Origin of the sequence: Mycobacterium sp. 1165196.3 (assembly GCF_001673415.1) — a bacterium.
Taxonomy (GTDB): domain Bacteria; phylum Actinomycetota; class Actinomycetes; order Mycobacteriales; family Mycobacteriaceae; genus Mycobacterium; species Mycobacterium europaeum_A.
Genome location: NZ_LZLU01000138.1, coordinates 17597 through 35621, shown reverse-complemented (window position 1 = coordinate 35621; position 18025 = coordinate 17597). Strand labels below are relative to the sequence as shown.

The 18025-nt window shown below is 68.1% G+C and carries 22 protein-coding genes; 8 read left to right on the top strand and 14 right to left on the bottom strand.

The genetic code is table 11. The features are described 5' to 3' along the window. Window positions 1-13: 13 nt before the first annotated feature. The 3 genes from A5659_RS14830 to A5659_RS14820 all read right to left on the bottom strand — a co-directional run bounded on the left by A5659_RS14830 (window position 14) and on the right by A5659_RS14820 (window position 2810). Window positions 14-700 (bottom strand): PhzF family phenazine biosynthesis protein, encoded by a 687-nt coding sequence (locus tag A5659_RS14830; protein WP_067144383.1) that lies wholly within the window; start codon window positions 698-700, stop codon window positions 14-16. A 44-nt stretch (window positions 701-744) separates the two neighbouring features. After that, window positions 745-1776: an alpha/beta fold hydrolase gene (locus tag A5659_RS14825; RefSeq protein WP_067144382.1), complete on the bottom strand. Its 1032-nt coding sequence runs from the start codon at window positions 1774-1776 to the stop codon at window positions 745-747. Window positions 1777-1838: 62 nt separating this feature from the next. Next, a complete protein-coding gene (locus A5659_RS14820; RefSeq protein WP_066860735.1) occupies window positions 1839-2810 on the bottom strand; it encodes a proteasome assembly chaperone family protein in 972 nt (323 codons plus the stop codon). Between the two features lie 228 nt (window positions 2811-3038). On the opposite strand from A5659_RS14820, the gene A5659_RS14815 reads away from it, so the two are divergent. Beyond that, window positions 3039-3875 (top strand): serine protease, encoded by an 837-nt coding sequence (locus tag A5659_RS14815; protein ID WP_066860732.1) that lies wholly within the window; start codon window positions 3039-3041, stop codon window positions 3873-3875. Window positions 3876-4013: 138 nt separating this feature from the next. Here A5659_RS14815 and sthA read toward each other — a convergent pair whose 3' ends face one another. Beyond that, a complete protein-coding gene (sthA, locus tag A5659_RS14810; RefSeq protein ID WP_066860729.1) occupies window positions 4014-5429 on the bottom strand; it encodes a Si-specific NAD(P)(+) transhydrogenase in 1416 nt (471 codons plus the stop codon). A 112-nt stretch (window positions 5430-5541) separates the two neighbouring features. On the opposite strand from sthA, the gene A5659_RS14805 reads away from it, so the two are divergent. Next, window positions 5542-6600, top strand: a complete 1059-nt coding sequence (locus A5659_RS14805) for a DUF4192 domain-containing protein (protein ID WP_066879812.1) — start codon at window positions 5542-5544, stop codon at window positions 6598-6600. 34 nt (window positions 6601-6634) lie between these two features. On the opposite strand, the gene A5659_RS14800 is transcribed toward A5659_RS14805, so the two are convergent. From A5659_RS14800 to A5659_RS14790, 3 genes are all read right to left on the bottom strand, one after another. Next, window positions 6635-7324, bottom strand: coding sequence for a metal-dependent transcriptional regulator (locus A5659_RS14800; protein ID WP_066860726.1), 690 nt, complete (start codon window positions 7322-7324; stop codon window positions 6635-6637). Window positions 7325-7453: 129 nt separating this feature from the next. Beyond that, entirely contained in the window at window positions 7454-8413 is a 960-nt protein-coding gene (sigB, locus tag A5659_RS14795) for a sigma-70 family RNA polymerase sigma factor SigB (protein WP_007774892.1), read from the bottom strand. 166 nt (window positions 8414-8579) lie between these two features. Continuing rightward, complete coding sequence (locus tag A5659_RS14790; protein ID WP_156749226.1) at window positions 8580-9026, bottom strand: DUF3099 domain-containing protein; 447 nt, start codon at window positions 9024-9026, stop codon at window positions 8580-8582. Window positions 9027-9096: 70 nt separating this feature from the next. On the opposite strand from A5659_RS14790, the gene A5659_RS14785 reads away from it, so the two are divergent. Further along, window positions 9097-9336: a DUF3039 domain-containing protein gene (locus A5659_RS14785; RefSeq protein ID WP_044485021.1), complete on the top strand. Its 240-nt coding sequence runs from the start codon at window positions 9097-9099 to the stop codon at window positions 9334-9336. A gap of 1 nt (window position 9337) precedes the next feature. On the opposite strand, the gene A5659_RS14780 is transcribed toward A5659_RS14785, so the two are convergent. Together A5659_RS14780 and A5659_RS14775 are read right to left on the bottom strand one after the other, a co-directional pair. Continuing rightward, entirely contained in the window at window positions 9338-10342 is a 1005-nt protein-coding gene (locus A5659_RS14780; RefSeq protein WP_066860718.1) for a YihY/virulence factor BrkB family protein, read from the bottom strand. A gap of 66 nt (window positions 10343-10408) precedes the next feature. Further along, a complete protein-coding gene (locus A5659_RS14775) occupies window positions 10409-10594 on the bottom strand; it encodes a hypothetical protein (protein WP_007774888.1) in 186 nt (61 codons plus the stop codon). A gap of 131 nt (window positions 10595-10725) precedes the next feature. Between A5659_RS14775 and A5659_RS14770 the strand changes: the two genes are divergently transcribed. Then, the gene (locus A5659_RS14770) at window positions 10726-11085 is read left to right on the top strand and encodes a DUF952 domain-containing protein (RefSeq protein WP_067182073.1); all 360 of its coding nucleotides are present in this window, start codon (window positions 10726-10728) and stop codon (window positions 11083-11085) included. Here A5659_RS14770 and A5659_RS14765 read toward each other — a convergent pair. From A5659_RS14765 to ppgK, 3 genes are all read right to left on the bottom strand, one after another. Further along, window positions 11040-11447 (bottom strand): RidA family protein, encoded by a 408-nt coding sequence (locus A5659_RS14765; RefSeq protein WP_067182069.1) that lies wholly within the window; start codon window positions 11445-11447, stop codon window positions 11040-11042. The genes A5659_RS14770 and A5659_RS14765 overlap by 46 nt on opposite strands. A gap of 125 nt (window positions 11448-11572) precedes the next feature. After that, on the bottom strand, window positions 11573-13102 hold the full coding sequence (locus tag A5659_RS14760; RefSeq protein WP_156749224.1) for an RNA polymerase sigma factor: 1530 nt from the start codon (window positions 13100-13102) through the stop codon (window positions 11573-11575). 176 nt (window positions 13103-13278) lie between these two features. After that, window positions 13279-14088: a polyphosphate--glucose phosphotransferase gene (ppgK, locus tag A5659_RS14755; RefSeq protein WP_066860703.1), complete on the bottom strand. Its 810-nt coding sequence runs from the start codon at window positions 14086-14088 to the stop codon at window positions 13279-13281. A 101-nt stretch (window positions 14089-14189) separates the two neighbouring features. Here ppgK and A5659_RS14750 point away from each other — a divergent pair, with 101 nt between their 5' ends. Further along, window positions 14190-15065 carry an inositol monophosphatase family protein gene (locus A5659_RS14750; RefSeq protein WP_067182066.1) on the top strand — a complete coding sequence of 292 codons (876 nt, stop codon included), beginning with the start codon at window positions 14190-14192 and terminating at the stop codon, window positions 15063-15065. A gap of 9 nt (window positions 15066-15074) precedes the next feature. Here the strand turns inward: A5659_RS14750 and cei are convergent, their stop codons facing one another. Then, a complete protein-coding gene (gene cei / locus A5659_RS14745; protein WP_066860698.1) occupies window positions 15075-15725 on the bottom strand; it encodes an envelope integrity protein Cei in 651 nt (216 codons plus the stop codon). Window positions 15726-15918: 193 nt separating this feature from the next. Here cei and A5659_RS14740 point away from each other — a divergent pair, with 193 nt between their 5' ends. Further along, window positions 15919-16221 carry a DUF4193 domain-containing protein gene (locus A5659_RS14740; protein ID WP_036468275.1) on the top strand — a complete coding sequence of 101 codons (303 nt, stop codon included), beginning with the start codon at window positions 15919-15921 and terminating at the stop codon, window positions 16219-16221. A gap of 9 nt (window positions 16222-16230) precedes the next feature. On the opposite strand, the gene A5659_RS14735 is transcribed toward A5659_RS14740, so the two are convergent. Next, window positions 16231-16716 carry a DUF3093 domain-containing protein gene (locus A5659_RS14735; protein ID WP_067182062.1) on the bottom strand — a complete coding sequence of 162 codons (486 nt, stop codon included), beginning with the start codon at window positions 16714-16716 and terminating at the stop codon, window positions 16231-16233. A gap of 25 nt (window positions 16717-16741) precedes the next feature. Here A5659_RS14735 and dut point away from each other — a divergent pair, with 25 nt between their 5' ends. Together dut and A5659_RS14725 are read left to right on the top strand one after the other, a co-directional pair. Then, the gene (gene dut / locus A5659_RS14730) at window positions 16742-17206 is read left to right on the top strand and encodes a dUTP diphosphatase (RefSeq protein WP_066860692.1); all 465 of its coding nucleotides are present in this window, start codon (window positions 16742-16744) and stop codon (window positions 17204-17206) included. Continuing rightward, window positions 17203-17970: a DUF3710 domain-containing protein gene (locus A5659_RS14725; protein WP_067182059.1), complete on the top strand. Its 768-nt coding sequence runs from the start codon at window positions 17203-17205 to the stop codon at window positions 17968-17970. Before dut ends, A5659_RS14725 begins: the two co-directional genes overlap by 4 nt. Window positions 17971-18025 lie beyond the last annotated feature (55 nt).

The following is an 18025-nucleotide window of genomic DNA, read 5'->3' as shown; positions in this document are numbered from 1 at the left end:
GTGGCCCGAGCCGTCAATCCAGGTGTCGCACACCGTCGTTGACGACCCGCCCGGCCACCCCGACCCAGCCTTCGGCGCTCCACGTCGTTTCGATGACGGAGCCCCTGCCCTGGGTGATCCGCAGGCTCTGGCTCAGGTAGTCGGTGATGCGCATCGCCGCCGAACCGGTGGCCTCGTCCTCGACCACGCCGAGGTTGGCGGCGAACATCCGCACCCGCAGCGATCCGGTCGCCCGGTCGGTCCAGGCCCACAGGTAGTGCGCGGTGTCGTCGGGGAACTCCGCCGGGTCGGCGGCGAGAACCTCGTCGGCCGAGGCGAACTCGTGCAGGGCGAAGTCGGGCGCCCAATCCGCGCGGGCGCTGATGCGGGCGCGGTCTTCGTCGTAGCCCACCTGCACGAGGCCCGCGGGTACCCGCAGGGTGTTGATCGGCGAACCGTTCTCGCGCAGCCACCACGTCGCGCCGACGGTCGGGTGGCCGGCGAACGGCAGTTCGGTGCGCGGCGTGTAGATGGCGGCGTGTGCGGTTGAGGAACCGGTGGCCGGGAGGTCCACGAAAACCGTCTCGCTGTAGCCCAATTGGGTTGCCAGCCGCTGCCGGTGGGCGGGGTCGACCCGGCGCGCATCCACCACGCCCAGCGGATTACCGAAGTTGCCGTCCGAATCGGTGAACACCCGCAACACCGTCACGTCGATCCCCATGGCCCGACTGTACGGCGCCGAAGGCGTCCCCATCGATCATGGGATTAGGTGGCGCTGCGTTCGTCGGACCCCATGGCGTTCAGTACGGCGACGCGAGTGGGCGCGGGGCCCGAGACGGCCCGCTCGCCGCCGCCGGTGCGCAGCAAGCTGCGCAGATTGGCCTGATCATATTCGGCGGGGTCGGTGGAATCGATGAAGCGCTCGACGACGTCGATGAAACGGGCCGGGTCATCGTGGAAGGGGAAGTGGCCGGAGCCTTCGAAGATCTCCAGCCGCGAGCCGGGCATCGCGGCGTGCGCCATCCACGCGTGCCGGACCGGGACCACCACATCCTTTGTGCCCCAAACGATTTGCACCGGGATGGCCTCGGTCAAATAACATCGATCGAGCATGGTGACGATCTGCCCGCGCCAGTCCACGACCGCCCGCAGCGTCCGGCTGAACGCCGCGGACGCCGTCGGTTCGGGCAGGTCGTCGAGGATGCGCAGCACGTTGGGCAGATCGCGGGCCAGGCCGCTGCTGCCCAGCGCCACGCCCAAAACGCGTCCCATCAGCTGAACCGCCGGCAGCACCAGCGGTAGCCGCAACAGGGCGATCGCCTCGCTGCCCATCGGCAGCGACGCCCACCGCAAGACGAAGTTGACGTCCTTGGTCACGCCACCGGCACCCACCAGGATCAGCCGCTCCACCAAATGCGGGAATTGATAGGCGAATTGCATGGCCACGCCGCCGCCCAGCGAGTGCCCGATGATCGTCACCCGCTCGATGTCGAGCACGCTGAGCAGGTCACGCATCCCGTTCGCGTAGGCCGCGATCGAGTAGTCGGCGCGCGGCTTGTCCGATCGCCCGTGCCCCAGCAGGTCCGGGGCGATCACCGTGAATCGCTGGGCGAGCTTGGCCTGCACGGTATTCCACGTGGTCGAGTTGTCGCCGATGCCGTGGATCAGCAGGATAGCCGGCCCGGAACCGGCGATGCGGTAGGCCCGCTTGTAACCGTGGATGGTGCGGAACTCGAGTTTGGGTGCGGTCACTTCACGCACCGGGCGGAGCGTGGGATTGCGCTTCCGCTCGGTCATATCGCCAACCTTGGTGTCGGGCCGGGCTAAGGCGGTCTGGCTAGGGGCTGGTGCTGCGGGGGTCAGGCATGGTCGTCGTCGTCGAACTTCTTCTCCGCTTGCTGGGCCAGAAATCGCTCGAATTCTGCGCCTAGCTCATCGCCGCTAGGCAGATCCTCGTCGCGAGCCAGTAACGATCTGTTCTCCTGAGCGTCGATGAAGGCATCGTACTGGCGCTCCAGCGCGGTCACCACTTGAGCGACCTCCGCGCTCGCCTCGACCTGCTCGTCGATCTTGGCCCGGATCACCTCGGCTGCCTCGGTCAACGCGGTCAGCGGCAGCTCCAGCGACGCGGTCTTGGCGACCTGCTCGAGCAGCGCCTGCGCGGCGGCCGGATAGTCGGTCTGGGTGAGGTAGTGCGGGACGTGCACGGTATAGCCGACTACCTCATGACCGTGCTGGCCCATCCGGTATTCGAGCAGGTTGGACGCGCTGCCGGGAACCTGGATCTCCGAGATCCACGGCTGGAAGTTGGCGATCAGCTCCGGATTGTTCGAGTGAGCCGTCATGGTGGTCGGCCGGGTGTGCGGAACCGCCATCGGGACGGTGCCCAGGCCGATGGTCTGGCGCACGCCGAGGCGCTCGGCCAGCAGCCGCACCGCGGTGATGAAGCGCTCCCACTTCAGATCCGGCTCCATGCCGGCGAGCAACAGGAACGGGGTGCCGACCGTGTCGCGCAGCGCGTAGAGGTTCAGCTCGGGCTCCTCGTAGTGGGTGAAGTGATCGGTCTTGAATGTCATCAGCGGCCGCCGGGACCGGTAGTCCAGCAATTCGTCGATCGCGAAGGACGCGACCAACTCGGTGTCCAGCACCGCCTTCAGATGCGCGGACGCCAGCTTGATGGCATGACCGGCGTCGGAAAAGCCCTCCAGGGCGTGCACCAGCACCGGACCGCGGCCGTCGGACGTCGACAGCTGCGGCGCCGGCAGCTCGAGCTCGTACATCCCGGCCTGCCCCGGCTGGTACCGGTCAGCTGGGTCTTGGTGGTGAGCCATCTGCGATCGCCTCCTCTCGGGGTCCTTCCAGGGTGCCCTACCAAGTGTCCCCCGAATCAGGCGGCACCCACATCGCTCAGCGAACTTTGCGTCACGCTTATAGCTGAAACGTGATAAGTCTCAGGCGTAATCCGAAAGCAACGCGCGAAGGCTCACCCAGGGGCGCGCCAGCAAACCGCGCGGCGCACCGCGACATGTGTGAGTCGGCTTGCCGCCCCCCGGTCAGGCATGATGAAGGCGATGCGCATTCGGATCCTGATGCTCTGCTCGGTGCTGGGGGTGGCGACGTCGCTGACGTCGTGTCACCGGCCCGTCGAGCATGTTTCGGGTGCGCCGGTATCCGCCCCGCGCGTCGGCGGTCCTGTGCAGCGGCTCAGCCAGCCCGAACAGAAGGCCGTCGCCGGTCCGGTCGAGCCGGATCGGCGCATCGGGGCGATCTTCATCGATGGCGGCCCGCTGCACGTGTGCACCGGTTCCGTGGTGCATTCGACGGGTGGCAACCTGATCATGACCGCCGCGCACTGCCTGGCCGGAGCGTCGCTGATCACGTTCGTTCCCGGTTTCGCCGGCGATGCCCCGCCCGGTCCCGCCGATGTGTGGAAGGCCGACGCGGTCTACCTGGACCCGCGCTGGACGGCCAGCAAAGACCCGCACGCCGATTATGCGATCGCGCGGGTCAGCAACGACGCAGGTGCCCCGGTCGAGTCGCGGGTCGGCCTGGCGCTGACGCTGGGTGTGACGCCTCCGCCGGGCAGCCGCGTCACCGTGCTGGGGTATCCGGCCGGCGTGGGGGGCTCGCCCATCGGGTGTCAGGCCAGCACGTCGGTCACCGACACCGGGTTTCCCGCGCTGGCGTGCGAGGGGCTGGTGGACGGCACCAGCGGCGCGCCCTGGGTCAGCGGGACGACGCTGATCGGGGTGATCGGCGGTCTGGAGCGGGGTGGCTGCGCGGCGAACATGTCGTATTCGGCGCCGTTCGATGCGCACACCGCGGAGCTGCTGGCCCGCGCCGAGGCCGGCGGCCCCGGCGATCCGGTCGCGGGCGACCTGCAAGACGCCTGTTAGCGGCGATCGCCAGCGCGGCCGTGGCGATCGCCAGCGCGGCGCAGCCGGGCGCAGCGGGTCGCCACTCCAGTTCGCAGCCGGGCGTTGCGGGTCGCCACTCCAGTTCGCAGCCGGGCGTTGCGGGTCGCCACGATCGGGCTAGTGGCGGAACTGGTTGAGCGCCCGGACCTTATTCATCACGTCGAGCGCCGCCACCTTGTACGCCTCGGAGAACGTGGGGTAGTTGAACACCGCGTCCACCAGATACTCCACCGTGCCGCCGCAGCCCATCACCGCCTGCCCGATGTGCACCATCTCGGTGGCGCTGGTGCCGAAGATGTGCACCCCGAGCACCTTGAGGTCCTGGGTGGACACCAGCAGCTTGAGCATCCCGTAGGAGTCGCCGGCGATCTGGCCGCGGGCCAGCTCGCGGTACCTGGCCACGCCGACCTCGTAGGGGACTGCGTTCTTCGTCAGCTCCACCTCGGTGGCGCCGACGTAGGAGACCTCGGGGATGGAGTAGATGCCGATCGGTTGCAGCTCGGTGATGCCGTCACTCGCCTCCCCGAACGCGTGGTAGGCGGCCAGGCGGCCCTGCTCCATCGACGTGGCGGCCAGGGCGGGGAAGCCGATCACGTCGCCGACGGCATAGATGTGGGGCACCTTGGTCTGGAAGTTGTCGTCGACGAAGATGCGTCCGCGGTTGTCGGCCTCCAGTTCGGCGTTGTGCAGATCGAGATGATCCGTCTGGCCCTGCCGCCCGGCGGAATACATCACCGTCTCGGCGGGAATCTGCTTGCCGCTGGCCAGGGTGGTGACGGTACCCGCCGACCCGACGTCGACCGCGGTCACCTCCTCGCCGAACCGGAACGTCACCGCCAGGTCGCGCAGGTGGAACTTCAGCGCCTCGACGACTTCGGGGTCGCAGAAGTCGAGCATGTCCTCGCGCTTCTCCACGACGGTGACCTTGGTGCCCAGCGCGGCGAACATCGAGGCGTACTCGATGCCGATGACGCCGGCGCCGACCACCACCATCGAGGTGGGCAGCGACTTGAGATCGAGGATCCCGTCGGAGTCGAGCACCCGGTGTTCGTCGAACTCGACGCCGGAGGGCCGCGCCGGCCGGGTGCCGGTGGCGATGACGACGTATTTACCAGTGATGGTTATCTTTTCGCGCCGCGACGGGTCCTCGACCTCGATGGTGTGCGGGTCGATGAAACGCCCGTGACCGATCAGCAGGTCGATCCGGTTGCGCATCAGCTGGTTGCGCACCACGTCGACTTCCTTGCCGATCACGTGCTGGGTGCGGGCCAGCAGATCGGCCGGGGTGATCTTCTCCTTCACGCGGTAGCTGGCGCCGTAGAGTTCGCGCTGGCTCATCCCGGTGAGGTAGAGGACCGCCTCGCGCAACGTCTTTGACGGGATGGTGCCGGTCTGCACACACACGCCGCCGAGCATCTGGCCGCGTTCGACGACGGCGACCGACTTTCCGAGCTTGGCCGAGGCGATGGCGGCCTTCTGGCCGCCGGGCCCGGACCCGATGACCACCATGTCGTACTCTTGCGCCGAACTCATGGCTTAAACAGTAAGGCAGCACAACGCACAGTGCTGGGTTCATCCACAGGTCCGCCGCCGCACCCGCGCACCTGAGCACCGCCTGACGGTGGCCGCCGTCAGCGTGGTGCCCATGACGACGCATCGAGCAGACTTCGAACTGTCCCGCCCCGGCGCACTCATCGCGGCGCTGCCGGCCGTTCTCGGCTTCGTTCCCGAAAATTCATTGATATTAGTGTCTTTGGGCGACGGTGAACTCGGGTCGGTGATGCGCGTCGACCTCTCCGAGGAGGTCATCGACCGGGTGGGACACCTGGCGGAGGTCGCCGCGGCGGCGGCCCCCGAGGCCGTGATCGCGGTGATCGTCGACGCGGACGGTGCCTACTGCCCAAGCTGCAACGAGGAATACCGTCAGCTCTCGGTGGCGCTGGCAGAAGCCTTGTCGGAGCACGACATTGAGCTCTACGCCACCCACGTGGTGGACCAGGTGGCGCTCGGCGGGCGGTGGCATTGCGCCGAGGGCTGCGGGTCGAGCGGCGTGGTCGAAGATCCCGCGGCCTCGCCGCTGGCGGCCGCGGCGGTGCTGGAGGGCAGGCGGCTCTATGCGCGTCGTGCCGACCTGCAGGCGGTCATCGCGCCCGACGACCCGGCGCGCAGCGCGGCGCTGGCCGCCGTGGTCGGCAAACAGGCCGCCCGGCGCCGGGCGGCGCATCGTGCGCATCCGGTGCGCTGCACCCGCCGCGACGTGGAGGCGGCGATGGCCGCCGCCTCCCGGGTCGCGGGCGGGGAATCGCTATCGGACGCGGAGGTGGCGACGCTGGGCTGTGCCCTGTGCGACGCACAGGTGCGCGACATCCTGTATGCCCTGGCGGTGGGGGAGAGCGCCGGCGAGGCCGAGTCGCTGTGGGCGCTGCTGGCGCGCACGTTGCCCTCGCCCTGGCGGGTCGAGGCACTGGTCCTGATCGCGTTCAGCGCCTATGCCCGCGGCGACGGCCCGCTCGCCGGGGTGTCGCTGGCGGAGGCGTTGCGCTGTGACCCCGACCATCGGATGGCGGGCATGCTGGACACCGCGTTGCAATCCGGTCTGCGGCCCGACGACATCAGGGAACTGGCGCTGACCGGTTACCGGCTGGCCAAGCAGTTCGGCGTGCGGCTGCCACCGCGCCGGCCGTTTGGCCGCAGGGTGGGGTAGTGGCAAGCGCGGCGACGGGCGCCAAGCGCCCGGGTCAGACCTTCTCGACCTTGACCGCGTGCGCCATCTCGTGCGGCAGGGTGACGTTCTCGTGGCCCGGGATGACGATGGTGACCCCGGCGGCACTGGTCTCGACGGTGACGCGCGCGTTCGGGACCACACCGGCGTCCTTCAGGCGGGAGATCAGGTCGATGTCGCCCTGGACGTGCTCGGTCAACTGCCGCACCACGACCGCCACCGGCGCGCCGGCGGGCAGCTCGGTCAGCCGGACCAGGGGGCCGTCCTCGGACCAGGACTCCGGGCCCACGCCCAGGTCCAGGAGCCCGGGGATCGGGTTGCCGAAGGGCGAGGTGGTCGGGTTGTTGAGCACCTTCACCAGCCGCCGCTCGACGTCCTCGCTCATCACGTGCTCCCAGCGGCACGCCTCGGCGTGCACCTCTTCCCAGGGCAGCCCGATGACGTCGACCAGCAATCGCTCGGCGAGGCGGTGCTTGCGCATCACGGCAATGGCCAGCGCCCGGCCCTTGTCGGTGAGCTCGAGGTGGCGGTCGCCGGCCACGTGAAGTAAACCGTCCCGCTCCATGCGCGACACGGTTTGGCTGACAGTCGGCCCGCTTTGATCCAGGCGTTCGGCGATTCGGGCACGCAGCGGCGTTACGCCCTCTTCTTCGAGGTCGTAGATGGTCCGCAGGTACATCTCGGTGGTGTCAACCAGGTCGTTCATTCAGCACCCTCCGTCGACGCTGAGTCTACTTGGCCAGCTGCGCGAATGGTTGTAACGCCTCCCAGGCAAGCAGTATGCCCGCCGCGGACGCGGCGGGCATACCGTCTGCTACCTAGCTCGAGTGAGGTGTTAGCTCGCGTACGACCGTAGCCTGTCGGCGCGCTCCCCGTTGCGGAGTTTGGACATTACGTCCCGCTCGATCTGGCGGACCCGCTCGCGGGACAGGCCGAACAGCTTGCCGATCTGGTCCAGGGTGCGCGGCTGACCGTCGTCCAGGCCGAAGCGCAGCCGGATGACCTGGTGCTCACGCTCGTCCAGGGTGGCCAGCACGCTGCGGATGTCGGTGTGCAGCAGCTCGGCGATCACCGCGTTCTCGGCCGACATCGCCTCGGCGTCCTCGATGAAGTCGCCCAGCGGTGCTTCCTCCTCGGAACCGACCGGCATGTCGAGGCTCACCGGGTCGCGGCTGTGCTCGAGCAGGTCGTTGATCTTTTCCACCGGGATGCCGGACTCGGCGGCCAGTTCCTCGTCGGTGGCCTCGCGTCCCAGGTTCTGGTGCATCTCGCGCTTGATCCGCGCCAGCTTGTTGACCTGCTCCACCAGATGGACCGGCAGCCGGATGGTGCGGCTCTGGTCGGCCATGCCGCGGGTGATCGCCTGACGGATCCACCACGTCGCGTAGGTCGAGAACTTGAATCCCTTTGTGTAATCGAACTTTTCCATCGCGCGGATCAGCCCGAGGTTGCCCTCTTGAATCAGGTCCAGCAATGGCATGCCGCGACCGGTGTACCGCTTGGCCAGCGACACCACCAGACGCAGGTTGGCTTCCAGCAGGTGACGACGCGCCGCCTGACCATCCCGCACCACGGCCTCTAGATCGCGTTTACGGTTCTCCCCGAGGCGCTTACGCGTTGCGAGCAGGTGTTCGGCGTAGAGCCCGGCCTCGATGCGCTTCGCGAGTTCGACCTCACCCGCCGCATTGAGCAGTGCCGTCTTACCGATTCCGTTCAGATATACGCGCACTAGATCCGCTGCGGGGCTTTGAGCATCCAGATCGCCGTCAAATCTGCTCGTGCTGGCGTTCGCCATAGCGACCTCCCGTTCGGCTTTGTTCTGTCATCGAGTTCAACGACAGATCAGCTCTGAGAGTTCCCAGCGATTCCCTATCTCACACGTCTTGACGTGCAGAAATGTGCCGTCGACCTGAGAAAGTCCTGAGAAGTCCGCGACGGCGGCACCTTCGGCGAAACGACGGCTAGTCGGGATCAATTCCGCCGCGGGCGCCGGGAGGCCAGTCCGGTTGCGGCGGTCGCGGCGCCTCGAGCGCGCGACGTTCGGCCCGCGGGAACAGGGGAATGTGCTGGCGGGCGTCGTCGAACCGGCGCGGCTCCTCGGCGCTGCGCGGCGGCCGATCGTTCGCGATCAACACGGCCATCCAGGGCAACGGGATGGAGGCCGCCACGATCGCCAGGGAGATCAGCCCGTTGTGCCACGCGCCGTAGGCGACCGCAGCCAGGATGAGCGCCGGGATGCGGAATGCCATCAAGGTCAAGTACTTACGGACCCGCGCGCGATGCTGCTCCTCGTACGAGGTCGCGGCGGCGGTGATGAGCACCGGGCGGCTCTTGTGGCCGTCGAAGTCATCGAACCGGTCGTCGAACCCCGGATCGGAGCCGTGCTTCATTTCTCCACTGTCCCACAACTCGCCGATTCCGGCTCGGACGGTTTCTGGGCCGCGCGCAGCGCCCGGCGAGCAGTGCACAATGTCAGATATGCAGACCCAAACGATCGAACGCACCGAGACCGACGAACGCGTCGACGACGGGACCGGCAGCGACACCCCGAAGTACTTCCATTACGTCAAGAAGGACAAGATCGCGGAGAGCGCGGTCATGGGCAATCACGTCGTGGCGTTGTGCGGCGAGGTATTTCCCGTCACCAAGGCGGCCAAGCCGGGCTCACCGGTCTGCCCGGACTGCAAGCAGATCTACGACCGGATGAAGAAGGACTGACCTAGCCGGGCGGCTCCGCCGGCGCGACCTCGCGTTGCGCGGTGATGGGATTCTTGGTCACCGGATTGGACAGCGTGTCCGCCGCCTTCGCCAGCGCGGGCGAGCGCGACAGCAGCCATCTGCGCAGCCGGTGCGCATGCGTCCTGGGCGCGGGGAATTCCTCCTGGATGGCGGCATTGAGTTCGGCGCCGATCATGATCGCGAAGCCCCCGAAGAACGAGAACAGCAGGAATGCGATCGGCGTCGAGAGCGCGCCGTAGGTGTAGCCCGTACTGGTGATCCACTGCAGGTAGATCCGCAGGCCCAGAGTGGCGATCACAAACACCGCGGTGGCCAGCGCCGCGCCGAAGATCAGCCGATGCGTCGGCAGCGGCTCCGGCAACGACACGCGGTACAAGATCACGACCCCGATCATCAAGACGAGGATCAAGGCCGGGTAGTAGCCGTAGCGCAGCGCGTTGGCCAGGCTGACCGGAATGTGCTCACCCACCTTGCGTGGCCCTTGGACCACCAACGGCGCCGTCGCCACCACGAACACCAACCCCACCACGTACAGGAACAACGCGAACAGGCGTTGGCGCACCGGATGGCGCAACGGCGTCTGGTCGTGCGCCTCGACCACGGAGTCAACGAACGACGAGATTGCCGACGACCCCGCCCACAGCGAGATGATGAAACCCAGCGACACCACTTCGCCCCGGGCGTTGTTGGCGATGTCGCGCACGGTCGGCTCGATGATCTCGTTGACCACGCTGCGGGAGAACACGCTGTGCGCCGTCGAGATCAGCTGACGCAGGATGCTGGGCAGCATGTCGGGGCCGAACAGCGGAGCCACATACGCCAGCGTGCCCAGCAGCCCGAGCAGCAGCGGCGGAAGTGACAGCGCCGACCAGAAACCAGCCTGAGCCGACTCCGAGAAAATCGAGTCGTCCCAACTCTTGGAAAGAGTCCTCAGGGTGATTCGCCAAATGTGGTGGCGCGACGGTTTTGCGACCTGCTCGCTCATACCCGTCCAGCATTACCGAAGATCGCTCGCACCGCCCACATTGGCGATGGGCGAGTTCGCCGCGGCTTAGCTTTCGCTGAACTCCAGCACGGCGTCCAGCTCGGTCAGCTTCGCCTCGTGCTCGTTGGCGTGGTGCTGGCAGAAGAGAAGCTCCAGTCCGGAAGGCAGCTTGGCGCGCACTCGGGCCGCAGCACCGCAGCGGTCGCAGCGGTCGGCCCGGGTCAGTTCTGGACTCGTCAGAGTTGCATTCATGGCTTCTCCGTTCTCGTACATTCACTTTCTCAGACGTATGGCGTTTTCGCCTTGTTCCCCGATCGTTATCGGGTGTGTCGTTTCTCACGGCCTGGTCAGGTTTGGTTTGGGCGATCTCTAGGGTTCGAAGTGTGACCTTCGCCTCGGACGTCCTGGTGCATCTGTGCGGAACCGAGCAGTGGGCGCGGGCCCGCCGGCTGGGCGGCATCCGGCCGGAGGACGCCGGCGGTGGTGCGTTCATCCATCTGTCGACGCCCGAGCAGGTGCACCTGCCGGCCAACCGGCTCTACCGCGGCCGCGAGGATCTCGTCCTGTTGCACATCGACCCGGCGCTGCTCGCCGCGCCGGTGCGGTGGGAGCCGGGCGTTCCAACCGATCCCGAGTCGATGTTGTTCCCGCATCTGTACGGCCCGCTGCCGGTGGCCGCCGTGGTCCGCGTCACCGCCTACCCGCCGGCCGACGACGGCACCTTCGCGCCGGTGTCGACGTAGGCGTCGGCTTCGATCTCCACCAGTAACTCGGGGGCGATGAGCGCCGCGACCTCGACCATGGTGGCCGCGGGCCGGATCGCGCCGAAGACCTGCTCGTGCACCGCTGCCACCTCGCGCCAGCGCGAGATGTCGGTGACGTAGATGCGGGTACGCACCACGTCGGTGAGCGCCGCCCCCGCTTGACCCAGCGCAATCTCGATGCGGCGCAACGCATCTCGAGTCTGGGCGGCGATGTCGCCGGCGGGCCCGGCGCCGGTCGTTCCGGCCACCGCCACGTGCGGCCCGACGCGCACCGCGCGCGAGTAGCCGACCGCCGACTCGAAGTCGGCGCCGGACGAGACCATTGTGCGGTTGGTAGGCATGCGCCTCACGGTACGACGGCAGAGCCGCCACCGCAGCCGGATTTCTCGGCGGCGGCGCGCGTTTGACTTACCGGGTCACACCGACGTCGAGATGGCTTGCGCGCCAATCGTTTCGGTGCGAACGGCTAGTCGAGGTAGTCGCGCAGCACCTGGGAGCGGCTGGGGTGGCGCAGCTTCGACATCGTCTTGGACTCGATCTGGCGGATGCGCTCACGGGTCACGCCGTAAACCTGCCCGATCTCGTCCAGCGTGCGCGGCTGGCCGTCGGTGAGGCCGAACCGCAGGCGTACTACGCCCGCTTCGCGCTCCGAGAGCGTCTCCAGCACCGACTGCAGCTGGTCCTGCAGCAGCGTGAACGACACCGCGTCCACGGCCACCACGGCCTCGCTGTCCTCGATGAAATCACCCAGCTGGCTGTCGCCCTCGTCGCCGATGGTCTGGTCCAGCGAGATCGGCTCGCGGGCGTATTGCTGGATTTCCAGCACCTTTTCGGGCGTGATGTCCATTTCCTTGGCCAGCTCCTCGGGCGTGGGCTCGCGGCCCAGGTCCTGCAGCAGCTCGCGCTGGATACGGCCCAGCTTGTTGATGACCTCGACCATGTGCACCGGGATACGGATGGTGCGGGCCTGGTCGGCCATGGCGCGGGTGATGGCCTGCCGGATCCACCACGTCGCGTACGTGGAGAACTTGTAACCCTTGGTGTAGTCGAACTTCTCGACCGCGCGGATCAGACCCAGGTTGCCCTCCTGGATCAGATCCAGGAACGCCATGCCGCGACCCGTGTAGCGCTTGGCCAGCGAGACGACCAGTCGCAGGTTGGCTTCCAGCAGATGGTTCTTCGCGCGATCACCGTCGCGGCAGATCCACATCATGTCGCGACGCTGGGCGGCGGGCAGTTTGTCGCCGCGCTCGGCAAGTTCGGTCATCAGCTGGGTGGCGTACAGCCCGGCCTCGATCCGCTTGGCCAGCTCAACCTCTTCCTCGGCGTTGAGCAGCGCGACCTTGCCGATCTGCTTGAGGTAGGCGCGAACCGAGTCGGCCGAGGCCGTCAGCTCGGCGTCCTTGCGGGCCTGCCGCAGCGCCTCGGACTCGTCTTCGTCCCACACGAAATCGCCGGAGGCCTTGTCCTTTTCGGACGGCTCGGCGATCTCCTCGTCCTCCTCGGCCGCGGCGTCGGCGGCCTTGGCGGGCTTGGCTGCGGCCTCTTCCTCGGGCTCGTCCTCGCCTTCGGCCTCGTCGGCCTCGACCTCCTCGGCGTCCTCGCCGTCGGACGCTACGTCCTCCTCGAGGTCGTCGAGGGAGAGGTCGGTGTCGATGTCGAGGTCCTCGCCGGGCTCACCCTCGAGGTCGGGCTCGTTGTCCAGATCCTCGACGGCACCGTCGGAATCGAGGGCGTCGGGATCCGCCGGGCCGCCCTTGGCCGCCTTGGTTCCGCGTGCGGTCGGCGTCTTGGCGCCGGCGCCCTTGGCCGCAGCGCGCGTCTTCTTGGGATCGTCGGCCTCGGTGGACGGCGATGCCGCCTTGGCGGCCCGCTTCGCGGGCGCCGAGCCGTTGGCAGACTTGGCCGCCGGTCGCTTGGCGGGGGACGACGGAGACTTCGTGGCGGTGCGTTTCACCGGCCCATCCGTTGCCGGGCTTGCTTTCGTCGCTGCCACTTACACCCCTTCGTTTGGGCTCACTCTCGGTGGGTAGTGGGCATGGTTAACCGAAAGTGTCTGCTATGTCGATGTCGGCGTTGGTATCAGCGTGAGTAGTCGCACGCTGTCGGTTGGGCATTCGCCGAGCACCATTGTAACGACAGTGCGGGGTCCTACGGCTCTGCCGGGCGAAATCAGTGCGTCACGTCCGAGGTGGCGGCCATCGCCGCGCCGACGATCCCGGCCGTGTTGAGCAGGGCCGCGGCCACCACCGGGGTGCGGTTGGTCAGCAGCGGTACCCATTTGTCGGCCTTGCGGCTGATGCCGCCGCCCGCGATGAACAGGTCAGGCCATACCGCGTTCTCGATGCTCACCAGAACCTTGGTCACCTGCTTGGCCCACTTTTCGTAGGACCAGCCGTTGCGCTCCTTCACCGAGGACGCGGCCCGCTGCTCGGCCTCCTTGCCGCCGACCTCGAGATGGCCGAACTCGGTGTTGGGAATCAGCGTCCCGTTGTGAATCACCGCCGAACCGATCCCGGTGCCGAAGGTCAGCAACACCACCAGTCCCGACTGGCCTTTGCCCGCCCCGTAGTGCTCCTCGGCCAGCCCGGCCGCGTCGGCGTCGTTGAGGACGACGACGTCCTGACCGTCCAGTTCGGCCCTGATGATGTCGCGCGCGTTGGTGCCGATCCACGCCTTGTCCACGTTGGCCGCCGTCTGCACGACGCCGTGCGTGACGACCCCGGGATAGGTCACTCCCAGCGGGCCGGTCCAGCCGAAGGCGTCGACCACCTCGGCGATGGTCTTGGCGACCGCCGCGGGCGTCGCGGGCTGCGGGGTCAGCAGCTTCACCCGCTCGCCGATCAGCTGCCCGGTGTCCATGTCGACGATGCCGCCCTTGATGCCACTGCCGCCGACGTCGATGCCGAATCCGCGGCGCTGTGGCCTGCCGTCGCCGGCGGCGATGCCGGGCGTCTCCGTAGTCGAGTCGGTGCTGGTCATCGAATCTCCTCGGCGTGACTGGGCTGTCCGCTCACCTTAGCGCCGCGGCGGTGCGGCCCGCGGCGTCTGCGCGACCCCGGCGACTGTGATCGGATAGACCGGTGACCCCTTCCGATGACGAGCTTGTGGGGCTGCGATCGGTCGCCGAAACCTTGGCCGCGGAGGCCGCCGCGTTCGTGAGGCGTCGGCGGGCAGAGGTTTTCGGCGCCGACGCGGGCTTGCAGACCTCAGACAGTGGCGCGGTGCGATCGAAGAGCACCCCGACCGACCCGGTGACCGTGGTCGACACCGAAACGGAACGGCTGCTGCGCGACCGGCTGGCCGAATTGCGGCCTGGGGACCCGATTCTCGGCGAGGAAGGCGGCGGTCCCGACGATCCGGCGGGCACGCCGGCCGGGACGGTCACCTGGGTGCTCGATCCCATCGACGGCACAGTGAATTTCGTCTACGGCATCCCCGCCTACGCCGTGTCAATCGGCGCCCAGGTCGACGGCGAATCGATGGCGGGGGCGGTCGCCGACGTCGTCGGGAACCGGGTGTACTCGGCGGCGCTGGGCCTGGGCGCGCATGTCGCCGACGACGAGGGGACGCAGCCGCTGCAGAGCGCCGCCGTCGACGATCTGTCGATGGCGTTGCTGGGCACCGGTTTCGGCTATTCGCGCCAGCGCCGCGCGGCACAGGCGGCGCTGTTGGCGCGCATGCTGCCGGTGGTCCGCGATGTCCGCCGGATCGGTTCGGCGGCACTGGATCTTTGCATGGTCGCCTCGGGCCGGCTCGACGCCTTCTACGAGCACGGTCTGCAGGTGTGGGATCGCGCCGCGGGGGCGCTGATCGCCTCCGAGGCGGGAGCTCGGGTGGTCCTGCCCGCGCCCGGAGCGGCCGGGGCGGGCCTGGCGCTGGCCGCCGCGCCCGGAATCGCCGACGAACTGCTGGCCGTGCTGGAGCGCTTCAACGGCCTGGATCCGATCCTGGATTGACCGCCCGCGTCAGCAGCTGCTGGCGTGAATCTTGGCCAGCAGCGTGGGATCTGAGGGTTCGGTGGCGCCGGGACGCAGGGTGGCGAGCACGGCGTCGATGTCGTCGTTGTGCGCCAGCGCGCTGAAGTCGGTGCCCAGCGCCAGGTCGACGGAGTCGTCGGCGCGGTTGTCGTTGAACAGTTCGGTGCACGGCGCGACCAGCCACACGGCGGCCGCGGTGGCCTGTCCGGCGGTGCCGAAACGGATTTGGCCCTGACAGGTAAGCCTGGTGCCCGCATACAGCGGGTCGTTGGCGGCGGTCGGCTGGGCGAAGCCGAGGTCCTTCATGGCGCCGGCGACGTCGCCGGCCTGGCCGCCCCGGCCGCTGGCGTTGAGGACGCGAACCTTGGTGTCGGCCAGCTTGGCGGGCGTGACGTCCATCATGGCGCTGCGCGACACCTGCTCGCCGAGCTGGGCCGGCGCCGAACCGGCCGACTGCGGCGGGGGATTGCACACCGCGGCCTCGTGCACCTTGGCGGGGCGCGTCAGCGCGATCGTCCAGACGACGCCGGTGGCCACTGCGAGAAGAACCACCACGATGATGGCGGGCCGGGGGTTGCGGCGCCGAAAAGGCCGACCGTGCTTGTCAAACGCTGTACCCTCGGTGATTTGCGTGACCACAGGTGCACTCTAGCCGCACGCTAAACCCACTGTTCAGAGACGAGCGCAAGGGTGAAAATAGAGGTGTGACGTAAATCACACCTTAATGGGCCGCGATACGGGCACGAATCATTTGGTGGATGCGTTCGACGCTGGTACAAAGCGATGCTTGGATATCGCGGGCATGCAGAGGCAATAGGGCAGGGGAAGAGATATGCCTACCGACTATGACGCTCCACGGCGCACCGAGACGGACGACGTTTCGGAGGACTCGCTGGAGGAGCTCAAAGCGCGACGGAACGAGGCGGCTTCGGCCGTCGTCGACGTCGACGAATCTGAATCCGCTGAGAACTTCGAACTGCCGGGTGCCGACCTGTCCGGGGAAGAACTGTCGGTGCGCGTGATTCCGAAGCAGGCCGACGAGTTCACCTGCTCGAGCTGCTTTCTGGTGCAACACCGCAGTCGGCTGGCCAGCGAGAAGAACGGCGTGATGATCTGTACCGACTGCGCGGCCTGATAGCTGCACCTACCGTGTCAGGGCCGACAGCACCCGCTCGGGGTGACGGCAGCTCACCAGCCAGTACGGCGTCGGATCGTCCAGGTCGTCGAGCACGACCAGGATCATCGGCCCCACCCATGCCCTGTGTAGGACGTACGCGGCCGGGTCGAGCTGGCGGCCCAGCGCCGCGGACTTGGCCGACGGGGCTATCTGCGCGGACCGGGCGATCGCGGTGACCGGCAGGTGCGCCGGGCCGGCCCACAGCTGCACTTCGCCGGGCACGGTCGGGTCGCCGGTCACCCGGATCTCGATGCGGCCCAGCCACAACAGCGCCGCGGCCGCCACCGCGAACAGCGCTGCGTACGGCCACCAGGTCGATTGGCGGGTGACGCCCATGTTGAATTCGAAAGCGATGATGCCCGCGAGCGCAAAGGCCGGTGGCCACCACCACCACGGGACCCACAATCGTTCGCGATACCGCACGTTGTGCGGCGCGACGCGCGTATCGGACACGCAGTCAAGGGTAGTCTGTGCCCCCGTGTCGACCAGTCTGGCCATCGTGCGCCTTGACCCCGAGCTTCCGCTGCCCAGCCGCGCCCACGAGGGCGACGCCGGGATCGATCTGTACAGCGCCGAAGACGTCAAACTCGAGCCGGGGCGGCGCGCCCTGGTGCGAACGGGGGTCGCAGTCGCCATCCCGTTCGGCATGGTCGGCTTGGTGCATCCGCGGTCGGGTTTGGCTGCGCGAGTGGGACTTTCGATCGTCAACAGCCCGGGTACCATCGACGCGGGCTATCGCGGCGAGATCAAGGTTGCGCTGATCAACCTGGATCCGACCGATCCGATCGTGGTGCACCGCGGCGATCGCATCGCCCAGTTGCTGGTGCAGCGAGTCGAATTAGTGGAGTTGGTCGAGGTGTCGTCGTTCGACGAGGCCGGGCTGGCCGAAACATCCCGTGGCGATGGTGGTCACGGTTCCTCCGGCGGACATGCGAGTTTGTGATGGCATTCGGTAAGCGCACACCCAAAGACGACGACGGCACCAGCGCCGACACCTCGGCGGCCGGCGAGGTCGCGGCCAACGACGCCGACGAGCCGGCCCCCGAGGAGCTCGAGGGACCGTTCGACATCGAGGACTTCGACGACCCGGCGGTCGCGGAGCTGGCCCGCCTCGACCTGGGCTCGGTGCTGATTCCCATGCCGGAGGCCGGGCAGCTGCAGGTCGAGCTGACCGAAACCGGTGTGCCGAGCGCGGTCTGGGTCGTCACGCCCAACGGCCGGTTCACCATCGCCGCCTATGCCGCGCCGAAGACGGGCGGCCTGTGGCGTGAAGTGGCCAGCGAGCTCGCCGAATCGCTGCGCAACGACTCGGCCCAGGTGAGCATCAAAGACGGCCCGTGGGGTCGCGAGGTGGTGGGCACCGCCACCGGCGTCGTGCGTTTCATCGGCGTCGACGGCTATCGCTGGATGATCCGCTGCGTCATCAACGGCCCCCACGAGACGATGGAAGCCCTGGAGCAGGAGGCGCGAGCGGCCTTGGCGGACACCGTGGTTCGGCGTGGCGACACGCCGCTGCCGGTGCGCACGCCGCTGACCGTGCAGCTGCCCGAGCCCATGGCCCAGCAGCTGCGCGAAGCCGCCGCCGCGCAGCAGCAGGCCGCCCAGCAGCAGGCCGAGGGGCAGCAGGCGCCGTCCAACGAGCCGGCGGCGCGCCGCAGCGCCGACGGGTCGGCCATGCAGCAGCTGCGCACCACCACCGGCGGCTGACCCGGCTTCGTGGCGCTGCCGCGGATGCGGCAGCAACATCCCAGCCGGGCGCTGC